At 72.6% G+C, this 15,851-nt stretch carries 15 protein-coding genes and 1 tRNA gene; 9 read left to right on the top strand and 7 right to left on the bottom strand.

The features are described from left to right. Positions 1-43 precede the first annotated feature (43 nt). From ACZ6MA_RS02560 to ACZ6MA_RS02575, 4 genes are all read left to right on the top strand, one after another. Complete coding sequence (locus tag ACZ6MA_RS02560; protein ID WP_469430436.1) at positions 44-712, top strand: HNH endonuclease family protein; 669 nt, start codon at positions 44-46, stop codon at positions 710-712. A gap of 85 nt (positions 713-797) precedes the next feature. After that, on the top strand, positions 798-2,582 hold the full coding sequence (locus tag ACZ6MA_RS02565; protein WP_469430437.1) for an alkaline phosphatase D family protein: 1,785 nt from the start codon (positions 798-800) through the stop codon (positions 2,580-2,582). Between the two features lie 84 nt (positions 2,583-2,666). After that, positions 2,667-3,146, top strand: a complete 480-nt coding sequence (locus ACZ6MA_RS02570; protein ID WP_469430439.1) for a DoxX family protein — start codon at positions 2,667-2,669, stop codon at positions 3,144-3,146. Between the two features lie 275 nt (positions 3,147-3,421). After that, positions 3,422-4,063 (top strand): DedA family protein, encoded by a 642-nt coding sequence (locus ACZ6MA_RS02575; protein WP_469430440.1) that lies wholly within the window; start codon positions 3,422-3,424, stop codon positions 4,061-4,063. Between the two features lie 344 nt (positions 4,064-4,407). Here the strand turns inward: ACZ6MA_RS02575 and ACZ6MA_RS02580 are convergent, their stop codons facing one another. Together ACZ6MA_RS02580 and snpA are read right to left on the bottom strand one after the other, a co-directional pair. Further along, positions 4,408-4,632: a hypothetical protein gene (locus ACZ6MA_RS02580; protein ID WP_130877559.1), complete on the bottom strand. Its 225-nt coding sequence runs from the start codon at positions 4,630-4,632 to the stop codon at positions 4,408-4,410. A gap of 265 nt (positions 4,633-4,897) precedes the next feature. Beyond that, positions 4,898-5,554 carry a snapalysin gene (gene snpA / locus ACZ6MA_RS02585; RefSeq protein ID WP_469430441.1) on the bottom strand — a complete coding sequence of 219 codons (657 nt, stop codon included), beginning with the start codon at positions 5,552-5,554 and terminating at the stop codon, positions 4,898-4,900. Between the two features lie 208 nt (positions 5,555-5,762). On the opposite strand from snpA, the gene ACZ6MA_RS02590 reads away from it, so the two are divergent. After that, positions 5,763-6,785, top strand: a complete 1,023-nt coding sequence (locus tag ACZ6MA_RS02590) for a LysR family transcriptional regulator (RefSeq protein ID WP_469430442.1) — start codon at positions 5,763-5,765, stop codon at positions 6,783-6,785. 76 nt (positions 6,786-6,861) lie between these two features. Further along, a complete protein-coding gene (locus ACZ6MA_RS02595) occupies positions 6,862-7,149 on the top strand; it encodes a DUF6332 family protein (RefSeq protein WP_469430444.1) in 288 nt (95 codons plus the stop codon). A 429-nt stretch (positions 7,150-7,578) separates the two neighbouring features. On the opposite strand, the gene ACZ6MA_RS02600 is transcribed toward ACZ6MA_RS02595, so the two are convergent. Then, a tRNA-Val gene (locus tag ACZ6MA_RS02600) sits at positions 7,579-7,650 on the bottom strand. Between the two features lie 168 nt (positions 7,651-7,818). Between ACZ6MA_RS02600 and ACZ6MA_RS02605 the strand changes: the two genes are divergently transcribed. The 3 genes from ACZ6MA_RS02605 to ACZ6MA_RS02615 all read left to right on the top strand — a co-directional run bounded on the left by ACZ6MA_RS02605 (position 7,819) and on the right by ACZ6MA_RS02615 (position 10,327). Beyond that, positions 7,819-8,598, top strand: coding sequence for a DUF4097 family beta strand repeat-containing protein (locus tag ACZ6MA_RS02605; RefSeq protein WP_469430446.1), 780 nt, complete (start codon positions 7,819-7,821; stop codon positions 8,596-8,598). Between the two features lie 191 nt (positions 8,599-8,789). Next, complete coding sequence (locus tag ACZ6MA_RS02610) at positions 8,790-10,049, top strand: hypothetical protein (RefSeq protein WP_469431172.1); 1,260 nt, start codon at positions 8,790-8,792, stop codon at positions 10,047-10,049. A gap of 62 nt (positions 10,050-10,111) precedes the next feature. Continuing rightward, the gene (locus ACZ6MA_RS02615; protein ID WP_469430448.1) at positions 10,112-10,327 is read left to right on the top strand and encodes an FmdB family zinc ribbon protein; all 216 of its coding nucleotides are present in this window, start codon (positions 10,112-10,114) and stop codon (positions 10,325-10,327) included. A gap of 40 nt (positions 10,328-10,367) precedes the next feature. On the opposite strand, the gene ACZ6MA_RS02620 is transcribed toward ACZ6MA_RS02615, so the two are convergent. From ACZ6MA_RS02620 to ACZ6MA_RS02635, 4 genes are all read right to left on the bottom strand, one after another. Next, complete coding sequence (locus ACZ6MA_RS02620; protein WP_469430450.1) at positions 10,368-11,024, bottom strand: O-methyltransferase; 657 nt, start codon at positions 11,022-11,024, stop codon at positions 10,368-10,370. Positions 11,025-11,138: 114 nt separating this feature from the next. After that, on the bottom strand, positions 11,139-11,945 hold the full coding sequence (locus ACZ6MA_RS02625; protein ID WP_469430451.1) for an HAD family hydrolase: 807 nt from the start codon (positions 11,943-11,945) through the stop codon (positions 11,139-11,141). Continuing rightward, a complete protein-coding gene (locus ACZ6MA_RS02630; protein ID WP_469430453.1) occupies positions 11,942-14,557 on the bottom strand; it encodes a phosphoribosyltransferase in 2,616 nt (871 codons plus the stop codon). Before ACZ6MA_RS02630 ends, ACZ6MA_RS02625 begins: the two co-directional genes overlap by 4 nt. 22 nt (positions 14,558-14,579) lie before the next feature. Beyond that, a complete protein-coding gene (locus tag ACZ6MA_RS02635) occupies positions 14,580-15,752 on the bottom strand; it encodes an HpcH/HpaI aldolase/citrate lyase family protein (protein ID WP_469430454.1) in 1,173 nt (390 codons plus the stop codon). Between the last annotated feature and the right edge of the window lie 99 nt (positions 15,753-15,851).

Genomic DNA, 15,851 nt, shown 5'->3' on the forward strand with positions numbered 1-15,851 from the left:
GCGCTCCGACGGCCGACAACCCCCCACTCCAAAGGGAGTTCCCATGTCCGGTATACGCGTCACCTCTGCTCCGCGCGGCGTCTACGCGCGTCGTGCGGCCGTCGGCGGCGGCCTCGCCGCCCTGGTCGGTGCGATCGTCCTGAGCGGCCCGGCCGCCCACGCCGCGCCGCCCGCCCCGGTGGACGCCGCGACCGCCCGTACGTACCTGGGCGAGCTGACGGTCAAGAGCGAGGGCTCGATGGACGGCTACAGCCGCAGCAAGTTCCCGCACTGGAGCAGCCAGGGCGGTACCTGCAACACCCGCGAGGTCGTCCTCAAGCGCGACGGCGAGGACGTGCAGCAGGACGACAAGTGCGCCGCCGTCCAGGGGCGCTGGTTCTCGCCGTACGACGGCGCCACCTGGGAGGACGCCCAGGACATCGACATCGACCACCTCGTGCCGCTGGCGCAGGCGTGGCGTTCGGGCGCCAACACCTGGACCACCGCGCAGCGGCAGGCGTTCGCCAACGACCTGACCCACTCGCAGCTGATCGCCGTCACCGACCGGGTGAACCAGGCGAAGGGCGACAAGGACCCGGCGCAGTGGATGCCGCCGCTGGCGTCCTACGCCTGTACGTACACGCAGATGTGGGTCACGGTGAAGCACCACTACAAGCTGACCGTCGACCCCGCCGAGAAGAACAAGCTGACGGCCGTCCTCAACGGCTGCTGAACCTCGGGCACTTCACCCGGAACGGGAAACTCCGCGCTCCCCTTCCTCGTTTCGTACCGTACGGGATGACGGAGGGGAGACCGGCATGACGGCAGTGCTGCGGCTGGGTCCGCTGCTGCGGTACGTCGACTGGGAGAGCGGTACGAGCGCCACGGTGTGGGTCGAGAGCGACAGGCCCTGCGAGGCGGAGGTCCGCTGTGCCGACGGCGCGGGCGGCGCGGCGCGCACCTGGCAGGTGGCCGGTCACCATTACGCCCTGGTGCCGGTCACGGGTCTCACCCCGGGGAGCGAGACGGCGTACGGGGTGTTCCTCGACGGTGAGCCGGTGTGGCCGCTCGCCGGGTCGCGCTTCCCCCGGAGCACGATCCGTACGCCCGCGATCGGTGCCGACGGCGCCGCCGACGACACCGTGCGGGTCACCTTCGGGTCCTGCCGGTGGGCGGCGCCGCCGCCGGAGGAGGAGGGGATCGGGGCGCGGGCCCGGCTGAAACGCCTCGGCCCGCTCGGGCCGGACGCGCTCGACACCCTGGCGAGCGACATGGCGCGCGAGGCGGCCGACGGCGACGCCGGCCACCGGCCCGACGTCCTCGTGCTGCTCGGTGACCAGGTGTACGCGGACAAGACCTCCGAGGCCACCCGCCGCTGGATCGCCGAGCGCCGCCCGCTCACCGAGCCGCCGGGGCACCAGGTCGCGGACTACGAGGAGTACACCCGGCTCTACGACGAGTCCTGGCGCGACCCGGAGGTCCGCTGGCTGCTCTCCACCGTCCCCAGCCTGATGATCTTCGACGATCACGACGTCATCGACGACTGGAACATCAGCGAGACGTGGCGGACCCGGATGCGCGCGACACCGTGGTGGCGGGAGCGGGCGGTCAGCGGTCTGATGTCGTACTGGGTGTACCAGCACCTGGGCAATCTCTCCCCCGCCGACCTCGCCCGCGACGAGCTGCACAAGGCGGTCACCTCGGGTCCGGACGGGACGGAGGCACTGCGGGAGTTCGCCGCCCGCGCCGACGACGACCCGGCCGGGACGCGCTGGAGCTACCGCCGTGACTTCGGCCGCGTGCGGCTGGTGATGGTCGACACCCGTACCTCCCGCGTCCTCGGGGAGGACGCCCGGGCGATGCTCGCCCCGGCCGAGGCGGACTGGCTGCGCGGCGAGGTGCTGGCCGGTGCCGGCTCCTGCGACCACCTCCTCATCGGTACGTCACTGCCCTGGCTGCTGCCACCGGCGGTGCACGACGCGGAGGTGTGGAACGCCGCCCTGTGCGCCGGAGGGCGCGGGCCGAGGTGGGCGCGCGTGGCCGAAACCATGCGCCAGCGGGCGGATCTGGAGCACTGGGCGGCGTTCCCCGCGTCGTTCACCGAGCTGGCCGGTCTGATCACGGCGGCGGGCAGCGGGCCGGGCGCACCGGCGACGATCAGTGTGCTGGCCGGTGACGTCCACCACGCGTACGTCGCCGAGCCCACCCTGCCGGACACCGTGCGGAGCCGCGTCCTCCAGCTCACCTGTTCCCCGGTGCACAACAGCATCCACAGCGCCGTGCGGCTCGGTTTCCGTTTCGGCTGGAGCCGGCCGGGGCGTTGGCTGGGGCGGGCGCTGAGGCGGCACGGGCGGGTGGGGCGTCCGGCGTTCACCTGGGACCGGGTCGGCGGCGGCCCCTGGTTCGGCAACCAGCTGATGACGCTGACCCTGCGCGGCCGCGCGGCCCGACTCCGGCTCGACCAGGCGCGCACGGAGGCGGACGACTCCGGCAAGCGGCTGTACGCGGTGCTGGACATGGAGGTGGATACGAAGGCGCGTACGGACGGGCGCGAGAGCGGGCGTGAGGCCGCGCATACCAGGACTCGCGTGCGAACGAAATAAGAAACTTGAACTTGCAAGTATCGTTAGGGGTACCTAACCTGGAGCCCTCGTCGTTTCCCGTCCCCGTCACGAGGAGCCCCACCCATGCCCCCCACGTCTTCGGCCTCGGCGCTCACCGCCCGGCTCGACGCCGCCCGCCCCTACGTCCTGGCCGCCTTCCGCGTGGTGGTCGGCCTGCTCTTCGCCTGCCACGGCGCCGCGTCCCTCTTCGGCGTCCTCGGTGGCGCGGTCGGCGGCGGCACCATCTCCGCCGGCACCTGGCCCGGCTGGTACGCCGCGGTCATCCAGCTCGTCGGGGGCGGTCTGGTGCTGCTCGGCCTCGGCACCCGCAGCGCGGCCTTCATAGCCTCCGGCTCCATGGCCTACGCCTACTTCGACATGCACCAGAGCGGCGGCCTGTGGCCGATCCAGAACGGCGGCGAGGCCTCGGCGATGTTCTGCTGGGCCTTCTTCCTGCTCGTCTTCACCGGTCCCGGCGCCTTCGCGCTGGACCGTCTCTTCTCCCGCTCCCGTGGTGCGGACGCCCCGGCGTCCGGCGCGCGGCGCACCCCCAGCGCGGTCTGACGGCCCGAGCGGCCGCGACGCCGCCCGCGCGGCCGTCGGCAGGACGTCGACAAGACGTCATCAGGACGTCAAACAGGAGGGGTCCGGCACCGCCGGGCCCCTCCTGGCGCATGACCGGGCCCCCTTTTGTCCCTCCCGGGTGCGTGATGCGTACAACATCACAGCCCCCGATTCCACGCCCCAGGCGCCCCAGGCGTACGCTGTACGGTTGTGAAGGCCGCCCCTGCCGCTCCCCTGCGACGTCGCGGCGGGGGACCGTACCGGGAGATCAGGACGTGCTGGAGCAGCTGGGGGCGTTGGCCACCACGCCATGGATTTATGTGATTGTCGGCTTGTCCGTTCTCCTCGACGTTTTCCTGCCGGTGCTGCCGAGCGGGGTCCTGGTGATCACCGCCGCCACCGCCGCCGCGGGCACCGCCGCCGACGCGGCCGCCGACGCCGCCCGGGGCCACGCGGGATTCACCCACATGTTCGCCCTGGTGATGTGTGCCGCGACCGCGTCCGTGCTCGGTGACCTGTTCGCCTACCGTCTCGCCTGGCGGGGCGGCGACCGTTTCGACCGCGCCATGTCCCGCTCCCGCCGGCTGACCGCGGCCCAGGCCAAGCTGGGCACGGCGCTGCTGCGCGGCGGCGGCCCGCTCGTCGTCCTGGCCCGGTTCGCGCCCGCAGGACGCTCCGTGGTGAGCCTCGGCGCCGGGGTGATGCACCGCAGGGTCGCCGAGTTCCTGCCCTGGTCCGCGCTGGCGGGGCTGACCTGGGCGGCGTACAGCGTGAGCCTCGGCTACTTCGGCGGCCAGTGGCTGGGCGCGTCCTGGCTGGGCACGGCCGTCTCGGTCTTCGCGCTCTTCGCCGCCGGCTCGGGTGCGGCGTTCCTCATGAGCCGCCCGGAGCCCGCCGAGGCACCGGCCGCGCCGTAGCCGTGGGCCTCGGCTCCGCCTCTTTCGTCGCCTCCTACACGCCGGCCGTACGAAGTGGGTCCGGACGCGGTAGGGCGGGGATACCGAAGCCGAGCGACCGGGCCCCCGCAAGAGCGCCGGTGGGCGGTACAGGAGATTCCGTACGCCGGTGGGACAGGGGGCGCGCGGCAGCCCACAGCGGCCCACGAGGGCGGTACGGGGTCAGGCCGCCCGGCTCGCCCCGCGGGCGGCTTCCTCGCGCGGGGGCCCACACGGACGCGGAGGCGGGAGTTACCCGCCGGGCGGGATGTCCCGCTCGGCGGCTCCCACCTCCGGATAGGTGAACCGCGGCACCACAGGTGCGGTCAGAGCTTGGTCAGCTTGGTGAAGGGCCCCGGAATCCGCTCCTGGCGTGAGGCGAAGTCGACGAGCACGGCGATGCCGTCCTCGACGCCGATGACCCGTCCGAGACCGTACCGGTCGTGTGTGACGCGGTCCCCTACGGCGAAATGCTCGACCGGAAGCGTCACGGGCGGGGTGTTGAAGGGGCTGGTGGGCAAGTAACGTCGGGTCGCTCTTGGCTTCGTCATCAGCCTCAGTATGCGCCCTCGACGGGCCGGGGGTGGCTGGCACGGGACGGCGGCCCGGTTCCGGGAAGGAGCCGGGCCGCCGTCGTCGTGCGTCACGGGATCGTCCGCAAGATCACCCAGAGGCGGTTGGCGATCTTGCCCAGAGGCCGTGGGCGGTCCCCGCCGGATCGGCGGGAGACCACTTGGGAGCCCCTTTCGGGGCCGGGCGGACGCCCCCGCGGGCGTCCCGCGGGCCGCGCGCGCGACCCGGTGGAACGGTGCGCGGTCAGTGCGCCTTGGTGAAGGCGTCCTTGTCGAACGCGGTCAGGCCGTTGGCCCACAGCGAGTTGACCCGGCTGCGCTCGGCGCTGTTGGGGTTGGGGTTCCGGCAGGACGGGCCGGGGCCGCCACCGGACATCAGCTCACTGCACGGACCGGAGTAGTGGTCCGGCAGACCGAGGACGTGCCCGGTCTCGTGGGCGGTGACGCGGGTGGAGTCGTACTGCTGGTTCTGCCGGTAGTCGAGGAGGATGTAGCCGCGCCCGTGACCGTCGGTGCTCGCGTAGGAGCCACGGGAGTCGTTGCCCTCGTAGTACTTGAAGTCCGCGTTGCTGCCCGCACGCAGCTGGACGTTGCTCACGGAGCTGTTCCAGATCCGCGCGCTGGCGGCTATCTGGGCGGCGAAGCTGGGGGCTCTGCTGGCGTCGTAGACGACGGTGACGCCGCGCAGGCCCGGCTTCGCGGCCTGCTTCGCCTTCGCGGACTTCATCACGGCCTCGAAGAAGGCCTTGTTGTTGGCCTCCTCGGCCGCCGAGCCGACGTACGAGGACTGCGTGTACTGCCGGTCGGTGTGGGCCGTCGCCGCCGAGGCGGGCACGGCCGTCATGCTCGCGGCCAGTCCGAGGCCGAGTGCTGCCGAGAGCACCATGGTGGAGCGGTTCATGTGGGGGACTCCATTCGTTCCGAGAACCGTCGGCCGCACGGGGTGGACAGGCGGCCGGGGTTCACCGGGTGAACTCTGTGGTCCCGGAGAGTCTCTGACGAGATATCAATGGTGCGGATGATGCCAAGTGGCCATAGCACCGAGTAATCACCTACCCTGCCCGCCGCTGTGTCTGGTGTGACGCACGAGGCGCGGTTATGCTCCCCCCGTGGAGCTTGAGGTCAGGCACCTCCGTGCGCTTTTGGCCATAGCCGACGCGGGAAGTGTGCGTAAAGCGGCGTTACAGCTGGGCATGACCCAGCCCTCCCTCACCACTCAGCTCCGCCGGATCGAAGGGGCCATCGGCGGCCTCCTCTTCACCCGCGGCCAGACGGGGAGCCGGCCGACACCGCTGGGTCACTCCGTGCTGTCCCGGGCGCGGCCCATCGTGGCCGAGATGACCGCGCTGGTGACGGCCGCGCGGGACGCGGCGGCGGGCGCGGGCGGGCTGCGCCTGCGGATCGGCAGCATCGGCAGCCGTGCCGTGACGGGCTGGCTGAGCCGCGTCCACGCACGCCTGCCCGACACGGACACCACGATCCATATAGAGGTGTCGGCGGACACCCTGCTGCAACTGCTCGCGACGAACCAGCTCGACATCGCCCTGATCCACGAATTCGACGGCTTCCCGCTGACCATGCCGGCCGGGGTGGAGCGACGCGTGCTCGTCGCGCGCGAGCCGAGGTTCGTCGCCCTGGCCGCGGGGCACCCGGCGGCGGACCGGCCGGCCGTGCGACTGGCGGACCTCGCCGACGAGCCGTGGATCGTGGACCCCACGGCCGACGACGAATGTGCCGCGCTGCGCGGCGCGTTCACCGCGGCGGGGCTCGACCCCCGTCTCGTGCACGTCCGCGACAGCACCACCGCCGCCGAACTCGTCGCCTCCGGCGAGGCCGTACGCCCCTGCCAGCCCACCGCCGACCCGGCGCCCGGCACGGTGCTGCGCCCTCTGCACGGCGACCCCCTGGCCGCCCGGCTGTTCCTCGCGTCGAGACCCTGCTCGCTGCCCCCGGCCGAACTCGACGCCCTGTTCTGCGACCTCCAGGACGCCTACGAGCAGCTGATCCGGGCCAACCCCGCCTACCGCGCCTGGCTCCACCGCCACACCAGCCCGCTGCTCCGGGTACCGGACCGGCCGGATCCGTCAGGCATCTCCGGCCGGCCCCCGCGCACGGAACCGCCCGCGGCCTGAATCCGCACCCCCTGCCGCCCGGCCGCCCGTGCCGGACGCTTGCGTACCCGGCCTTGGGGGGTGAAAGACTGCCGGAATGAGGGGACCGGAACAGGGACGGCGCACGGCCCGACCACACAGCCAGGACGAACGCGACGCCATCACGGTGGAGATCGGTTATGCCGTGGCCAGCGGCTGCGCGGTGGCCGCGCTGCTGTTCTTCGCGGTGGCGAGCCCCGCCCTGTTCCTCGACCTGGGCGGCGAGGTGGAGTCGGCGGTGTACACCTGCGCGGCCTTCCTCGCGGCCGCCGGTTTCATACTGCGGGCCGTGACCCTGCTGGTCAGGCTGCGCCGGGCGCAGCGCGGCCCCGCCGACCCGCGCTGAGGGCGCGGCCGGGAGCCATGCGGATTCGCCCACCCCCCGACGGCCACGTCCGGCTCGTCCGCTGCGTCTGCAACCCGGCTACGGCGCATAAGGATCCGACCGGTCGGCCGTTCCGGCCCGGGCGGGGCTGAAGCAGGTTCGATGGCGTAGGTCTGCGCGAGGTTGTGGGTATGGCTGGGCACCTTGGTCGCGGGCCCATTGCGCGCCGTCCAGCGGCCGTTGACGGGAACACCGAGCGCCGGCGGCGGAGCCTCCTCGCGCGGTGGGCGCTGCGCGAGGGTCATCGCCCTGCGCATCAGCAAGGCGAACCGGCAGAGGGCTCAGCCTTCCGGATACGGGCGGGGCGACGGTGGGATCCGATCAGGCAAGAGGCCCCCGGTCCGAGTGGACCGAGGGCCTGATACAGGCTCTCACCTGCTATTTCATCTGTGGGCACAGACGGATTTGAACCGCCGACATCTGCTTTGTAAGAGCAGCGCTCTACCACTGAGCTATGCGCCCCGAACGAGGTGACAGCCTACATGGCCCGGCCCGTATCCCCGCAAACCCGCTTCGGGGTGGGGTTAACCCCACCCCGAAGCGGCCGGGGGGCTACATGCCGTCCACCGGCCGGTGGTCCATAGAGTCGGGGGCACCCGCAGTCCCGATGCCGAACCCACGGAGTCCCACGTGCTTCCCCGCTCCCGTACCCGCGCCGCCCTCCGTCTGTCCTTCGCCGTCACAGCGGTGCTGACCGCCGGGGTCACGCTGACCGGGTGCGGCGGGGCGCGGGCCGAGGACGCCGAGCCGGAGCGGCGGACGTTCTCGCTCCAGGGGCGGGAGCTGACCGTGGACGCGGACAATTCCGAGCTCGAGCTGGTGACCGTCGACGCGAAGACCAAGGACCTCAAGGTCACCCGGTGGTTCGAAGGGTGGACCGTGGGTGGGGAGTCGAAGGCGACCTGGGAGATGAAGGGCGGCACGCTCAAGCTGCGGGAGCACTGCGACGGGCTGATGAACGACTGCGCGTCGAAGCACCGTATCGAGGTGCCGCGCGGGGTGAAGGTCACCGTGCTGGACCACAACGGCGAAGTGCGGGCGCGCGGCTTCGACACCGACCTCGAGATCCACACCGACAACGGGAAGATCGACATCGCGGACTCCAAGGGGAACCTCGACCTGTCGTCCTCCAACGGCGAGGTCGTCGCCGACCGCGTCGCGCCCTCGCGGGTGAAGGCGACCTCCTCCAACGGCCGGATCCGTCTCGCACTGACCCGTGTCCCGGACCGGGTGGAGGTCTCCAGCGACAACGGCTCGACGAAGGTCGAGCTGCCCCGCGCCACGTACGACGTCAGCGCGGAGAGCCAGAACGGCAAGGTCGACGTGGACGTCCATCGGGACAGCGCCAGCCACCGCAAGGTGACCGTGCGCACCCAGAACGGCGAAGTCACGGTGCGAACCGCGAACTAACCGCCCTGTGTGTTCGTCCTTAACGGGTGGGAGAATGGCATCCGGGCCTGGGGCGATCCATCGGGAGAGGGCAAGTGACGGCGACCTTCGCGCAGTCCGTACGACCGGCACGCCGCCGTTTCAACGCGGTGGCGGCCGTGGCCCGGGAGACCGTCGCCCTCGCCCTGCTGCCGCTCCCCCTGCTGGTCGCCATGGCGCCCGCCGCCTTCGCCGGCGGGGGCACGCGCCGCTGGGGCTGGGGCCGTGGCGAGGAGCAGCGGGCGGACGCGCAGGCGGCGAAGGACGCGGCCGCCGCCGCGTTCTACGAGCTGGACACCGCGCAGCGCGAGCTGCGGATCTCCATCGAGACGATCACCGCGGTCGACTCCTCCCCCGCCGCCCGCAAGGCGGCGGGCGACTTCGCCGACCTCGGGCAGCGCATCGACCAGGTCTCCCACGCCTACATCACCGCCGTCGACGCGCACGACCTCGACCGCGAGGGTCTCGACGGCGCGGCCGCCGCCCGCGCGCGGGCGGATCTGACCAGGGCCAAGGACGAGCTGGAGCGGGTCAAGGCCGAGCTGGAGCGGTTCGGCCGAAGCCTCGGGCCGCTGCTGGGTACGGCGGAGACCCAGCTGGCCCGGCTCGCGCCGGCCGTCGAGCGGGCCCGTCAGGGGCTGCTCGCCGCCAGCAACGCGCTGGACGCCGTCCGTGCCTCCGGCATCAAGGCCGACGACCTGGCCGCGCGGCTCGCCGCGCTCTCCCCCGAACTGACCCGGCTCAACCAGGGCGCCGGGCAGCACGGTGTGCGGGAGACCATCCAGCGCGCGGACCGGGTACTCCGGGAGGCCGAGGCCATCCGCGGCGAGGCCGAGCACCTGCCGCGGAAGGCCGCGGACATCGACAAGCGGCTCGTGTCGCTGCGGACCCGCGCCCAGGCGATCACCACGCGTGCCGCCGGTGTCGCCCCGGTCCTCAGCGAGCTGCGCCGCCGCTACAGCGCCGCCTGCTGGCAGGACCTCCAGCAGGTGCCGGAGGAGGCCGAGCGCGCCGTCCGGCAGGCGGAGGAGAAGCTGGTCGAGGCACGGACGGCGCGGGACGAGCAGCGCTGGCCGGACGCCACGGCGGGGCTCGCGACGGTCCGGGCCCTGCTGAACACCACCGAGGAGGCCGTCTCGGCGGCGGGTGACCGGCTGCGGCGGCTGGACGAGGTGTCGTTCGACCACCAGAAGGAGGTCGAACGGACCCGCTTCGCGATCCGCGACGCACAGCGGCTCGCGATGGCCGGGCGCAGCACCCCCGACCCGCGTCACGCCCGCCCCTTGGACGACGCGGTGGCCCGGCTGGAGCGGGCGGTCGCGGGCCTGGAAGGCCGCCACCCCGACTGGTGGCACTTCCTGACCGAGACCGAGGCGGTCCGGCAGTCCGTCGCCCGGGTGGTGCGGGAGATCCGCGAGGAGCGCGGCCGCTGAGCCGCCGGGGCACCTCGGCCATCGGCCGCCGCCCCGCGCCCGCCGCTGGTTATGCTGCCCGCATGCCTCGCTACGAATACCGCTGCAAAGCCTGTGGTGACACCTTCGAACTCAACCGGCCCATGGCCGAGTCCGGCGCCCCCGCGACCTGCCCCGAGGGGCACGCGGACACCGTGAAGCTGCTGTCCACCGTCGCCGTGACCGGCGGCTCCACGGCCGCCGCGCCGCAGTCGGGCGGCGGAGGCGGCGGTTGCTGCGGGGGCGGTTGCTGCGGCTGAGGCCGGCGCCCGAAGAGCGCGTCCGCAAACGCCGGACGGGCTAAATCCGGCGGGCCAGGGTCAGTCCATCGGCGACGGTGAGCATGACGAGGTCCATCCGCCCGTCGGCCGCCACGTGCTCGTTGAACGCGTGGACCGCCGCGGCCATGCTCCCGGCGGCCGGGGCGACGACCTCGCCGGCGAAGAGGACGTTGTCGACCACGACGAGTCCGCCGGGGCGCAGCCGCGGCACGATCTCCTCCCAGTAGTCGATGTACCCGTCCTTGTTCGCGTCGATGAACGCGAGGTCGATGTGCGGCTCGGCCGGCATGGCGCGCAGGGAGTCGAGGGCCGGTGCGATCCGCAGGTCGATCCGGTCGGCCACCCCGGCCTTGGCCCAGGCCTCGCGCGCGTACGCCGTCCACTCCTCCGAGATGTCGAGGGTGATCAGCGTGCCGTCGGCGGGCAGCGCCTGGGCCATGGACAGCGCCGACAGCCCGGTGAAGGTGCCGACCTCCACCACGTGCCGGGCGCGGGTGAGCCGGACGAGGAACGCCAGCAGCGGGCCCTGCTCCTCGGCGATCTGCTTGACGGCGTCGCCCGGCAGCGCGCTGTGGGTGATGTCGACCAGGGCGCGCTGCGCCGGGTCGAGCGGGGGGTTGTGGGCGAGGACGTACGCGTACAGCTCGGGGGTGAGGGGTGGCCTTTTGATCTCCATCGGACGATCTCCTCGGCTTGCCGGTAGAAGAAAGTACGGGTCCGTCCGACCAACAGGCCCGTCGGACAAGCCCCGCCGCGAGCCTAACCGCACCCCGCTCCCCCTACGAAGGGTTTACCGGCCCACCTCGGAGCCGAACGCCCGGAGGATTTCCTCGCCCGCCAGCACGCCCGCCGTGTCCAGGGCGGTGACGTGCGGGGCGGTCCAGCCGGCCTCGGCCAGCTCGCCGTGGCCGGGCCGCCAGCCGCGGTCGGCGGCCAGCAGCAGATCGGCGTCGAGCAGGGAGTCACCGGCGGCGAGCACCCGGGTGGCGCCCGTGCGGCGCACGACCTCCGCCACCGCGGCGCTCTTGGTCAGCGGCTTGGGCACGGCGTAGACCTTGCGGCCTTGGAGCGAGACGGCCCAGCCGCGCTCGTCGGCCCACACGGCCAGTTCCTTCACCCACGCGGAGGGCAGCAGCGCACGGTCGACGACGAGGTAGGCGAAGAGGTCCTCGGCGGTGCGCTCCTTGAGCAGCCAGGCCGGGTCGGCCGTCCGCACCAGATGCGCGCGGACCTCCGCCAGCGTCGCGCATTCGTCGGCGAGCCGCCGCTCCACCCCCGCCCGCCAGTCACGGTCGGACTCGCCCCGTACGAGCAGTTCCCCGCCGTTGGCGCAGATCGCGTACTCGGGCACGGGGCCGGGCAGCCGGATGCGGCCGTACTGCTCCCGGGTGCGGGTGGTGGTGGGCATGAACGTGGCCGTGCGGGCGAGTTCCTCCAGCAGGGCGGCCGCGGTCTCCGTGAGGTACGACAGCGGCTTGTGCTGGTAGGTCTCGACGCACAGCAGGCGCGGTGCCCGCGCGTCCGGCATGCGCAGGGCGAGGGCCGCGGCGGAGTAGATCAGGGTCCGGTCGAGGTCGCTGGCGACGAGGAGGGTCACTTGGCCGCCACCGCCTTGCCGTCCGCGCCGGTCGCGCCCCGGGTGTAGCGGGGGTGGATCAGGCCGACGCAGCTGTAGGGCAGGCCGTCGGTCTCCTCCACCGGCACCCCGCGCTGCGCGGCCAGCAGCCGCACGTGGTCGAGGTCGGCGCCGGCCCCCCGCTGGGCGAGGATCTTCCAGGGCACACGGCGCAGCAGGACGCGCGTGGTCTCGCCGACCCCGGGCTTGACGAGGTTGACGTCGTGGATGCCGTACGCCTCGCTGATCCGCTCGACGGCCGCCCAGCCCTCCCAGGTGGGGGTGCGATCGGTGGCGGCGAGTTCCTTGACGTCGGCGGTGACGTCCTCGCCGACCTCCTCGAAGCGAGCGGAGACGGTGTCGAGGAAGGCTCCCGACACATCGGCACCGGCCAGCTCCCGGTAGAACTTGGCGCCGTGGAAGTCGTGCGGGCCGACGAGGTCGGCGCGCAGCACGGTCCGGGATATCAGCCCGGAGACGGTCGAGTTGAGGCACGCGGAGGGGATGAGGAAGTCATCGCGGGTGCCGTAGGTCTCGACGCAGTGACCGGGGTCGGCGAGCACCGCGATACGGGGGTCGAAGCCGTCGAACTCCGCGACGGCATCGGCGAGTTCGCGGGTGATCGCGCCCTTTCCGGTCCAGCCGTCGACGAAGACGACGTCGGCGGGGTCGTGGTGGGCGGCGAGCCACCGCAGGGCCGTGGTGTCGATGCCGCGCCCACGGACGATGGAGACGGCGTAGTGCGGCAGGTCGAGGCCGTGCGCGTGCCGCGCCCAGCGGCGCATCAGCACCCCCACGGGCGTACCGGCGCGGGCCAGCGAGACCAGCACCGGGCGGGGTGACCGCTCGGCGAGCACGGTCTCGGTGACGACGCCCACCGCCCGCGCCATCCGGGACGCGGAGGCGTCGAGCGCGGAGCGGAAGAGCGCCTGGTAGTCCGCGCTCGGCTGGTACTCGACGGGCAGGGACTCCGCGTAGTGCGCGCCACCGCTCTGGATGGCCTCCTCGCGCTCCTCGGTGGGTGCTTCGAGCGATACGCCGGACAGGTCCTGGAGGAGCCAGCCGACCTCGTCGGGGGCGTACGAGGAGAAAGCGGGACCGCGGAGGGGCTCGGGCATGGACGGCACCTGTCGGTGGTGGGGAACGTAGGAGGGAAGAACAACGAGCAGGATGCTCGGAACGTGTTCGGCCAGCGCACCCAAAAACCCATCAGGACAGGACAGTTCAGGAGTATCACCCACCGAGTCCACGACAACCACAACAGCGTCGAAGCCGGCACCGGCGACGTTGTAGGCGTACCGCTCGCCGGGGCCGTCGGCGGGGTTGTCGTGGGCGGGGAAGCGGATGCGGGTGCGGATGGCGTAGCCGGGGTCGTCCACGGGGAGGACGGGCGAGCGGGTGGTGGTGGAGTAACGGACGGAGATGCCGGACGACGCGCCCTGGAGGGAGTCGGCGAGCCGCAGCGGGGCATACATCAACTCTTCATTGCCGAGGACGAGCACCCGCGAGGCGTCCGAAGGCAGGGCCCGGGCAAGGCGACCGGCCATCGAGGGCAGCGCCGCCTCCAACATCTCCCGGTGCGCAGGGGTAAACCCATGCCTTCCACCGTCCGGGAGCCCGTCGGGCCAGCCGAGATCGACGCGCACGGGGGCGGCCGGAGAACGACGGGAGGCGGCGGGGTCGGAGGGGTGGGGGTCCGGGGCGCTGACGTGTATTTGCGGGCCCGATGTCGGGGCACCTTCGCGCTCGGGGGTACCGGGCCCGTAAATATACGGCCCCGGACCCCCACCCCGGAGGCCCCGGCGCCGCTCCTCGCTCGCGGCAGTCGCCAAGGCGGCCTCGTACTCCGCGACCAGCTCCTGCCCCCGCGACAGCACCCCCTCCGGCAACCGCACCGTCCCGGAAGCGAGCGCGACGAGATCCACCCGCGCCCCCAGCCCGGCCGCGAACGACGCCAGCCCCGCCCGGTCCTCGTCCGACCGCATGTCGACCAGGGCCACGACCACGTACCGCTCACGGGGGAAACGGGCATGCAGGGAGGCGATGGTGTTCAGGACCGTGCGGCCGGTGGAGAACTCGTCGTCCACCAGGACCAGCGGGCCGTCGCCCGACAGCAGCTCCGGGTCCTCGGGCAGCAGCAGGTGCGAGGTGGCGTGGCTGTGCTCCTCCTCGAAGCCGCCGACGGGCAGGGCGCCCGGCACGGGACGCCGGGTGGAGTGCAGGTACGGGGCGAGCCCGATGCCGTCCGCCACCGCGTGCCCCAGACCGGTGGCGGTCTCGGCGTAACCGAGTACGACCGCCCGCGCGGCAGCCGCGTCGCCCAGCAGCTCGCGCACCCGCCGGCCGAGTTCGAGCCCGGGCCCGTACACGGCCCGGGGAGGCGTGGGGACGTGCTTGCCCAGCACGTTGGAGACGAGCAGATGGGCCCGCTTGGGGTTGCGCCGCAGCGCGAGCCCCAGCAGTTCCGGCAGGGCCGCGTCACCCTCCAGCCCGATCCCGAGCCGGTCCGCGACCCACTGCCCCGACCACACCGCGCCGTCGTTCCCCATGCCGTCGTTCCCCATGCCGTCCTTACGCTCGCGCTTCGTACTCATACGGTCCTCATACGGGCGGTCCTCATACGGGCCCCACACCCGCTGCCAGCAACTCCACGAAGCTCACTTCCTCCCGCGCCACGCCGAAGACCTCGGCGCGCAGCAGGGTCCGCTCGGCCCAGGCCCGGTGCGGCTTCACCTCGTTCATTTTGTTCGTATAGGCGGAGCGCAGCACTCCGCCACCGTCGCGGTCCGGGCGCAGGATGTCCCGGGCGTCGCTGTACTCCTCGTGGCTGACGACCGAGAGGGCGTGCACGGGCGCGACGTGCGAGGGGTGGATGCAGGTCTTGCCCTGGAGGCCGTTGGCCCGGTCGAGCTGGATCTCGCGGAGCAGGCCGTCCATGTCGTGCTGGATGAGGGCGGTGCGCAGCGCCTCGGCCGGGCCGGCGAAGGGGCTGCGGCGCAGCTGTGGCTTGAACATCCGCTGGGGCACCCGGAAGTACTCCCAGACCGGGCCGGTGACGGTGAAGCCGCTGCCGTCCGCGCGGCCGAGGACGTTGACCACGTCGGCTATGACGGAGGCGACGAGCTGCACGTCGTAAGCGGTCATGTCGGGCGCTCTGCGCAGCCCGTACGCGGAGCAGAAGTCCGTCACGCCGAGACGCAGGGCCAGCACCCGGTCCCGGTACTTCTCGACGGTGCGGGCGACCCCCGCCAGCGTCTCGGTGCGCGTCTCCAGGTGGAGCAGCTCGGGCGACTCGAGGACGGGCATGGCGAACAGCCGTCGGCCGCACCCGGCTTCGGCCTCCGTCAGCGCTTCGAGGAAGGGCACGCCGCGCTCTTCGGTGAACTTCGGGAGGACGAATCCGGACAGCAGCCGCCCGGCCGGGCCGAGCCGTCGCACGAGGTCGGTGATCTGCGCGGGCTCCCGGACCCGGATGAACAGCAACGGCACACGGCCGTCGGCCGCACCGGCCTCCGCCAGCTCGGCGAACTGCCGGACGAGGTTCTCCTCCGCGTCCGCCACCTCGCCGTCACCGATGGAGTCCTCCAGGCACAGGACCATGGACACGACACCGCGGTCCGCCTGCTTGAGGACGTCCCGGGCGAGCGCGGGCCGGTTGGCGGGGCTGTAGAGCGTGGCGCCGAGGGCGACGGCGAGCGTCCGGGCCGGGGAGTCCGCGCCGAATTCCGCGGGTTCCCGGTGGAACAACGCATTCCGCACCGCAGGCGCAAGATGTCCGAAGTGCCTCATCGCTCTCCCCGTGGCTGCGGCTCCACCGGCCGTCCAGCCGGGAGCATGGCCGATTATGGTACGTCCGGCATTGGGTCAAGAGTTCCCCAAGTCCATGAC

The organism is Streptomyces sp. NPDC042259 (assembly GCF_055582085.1).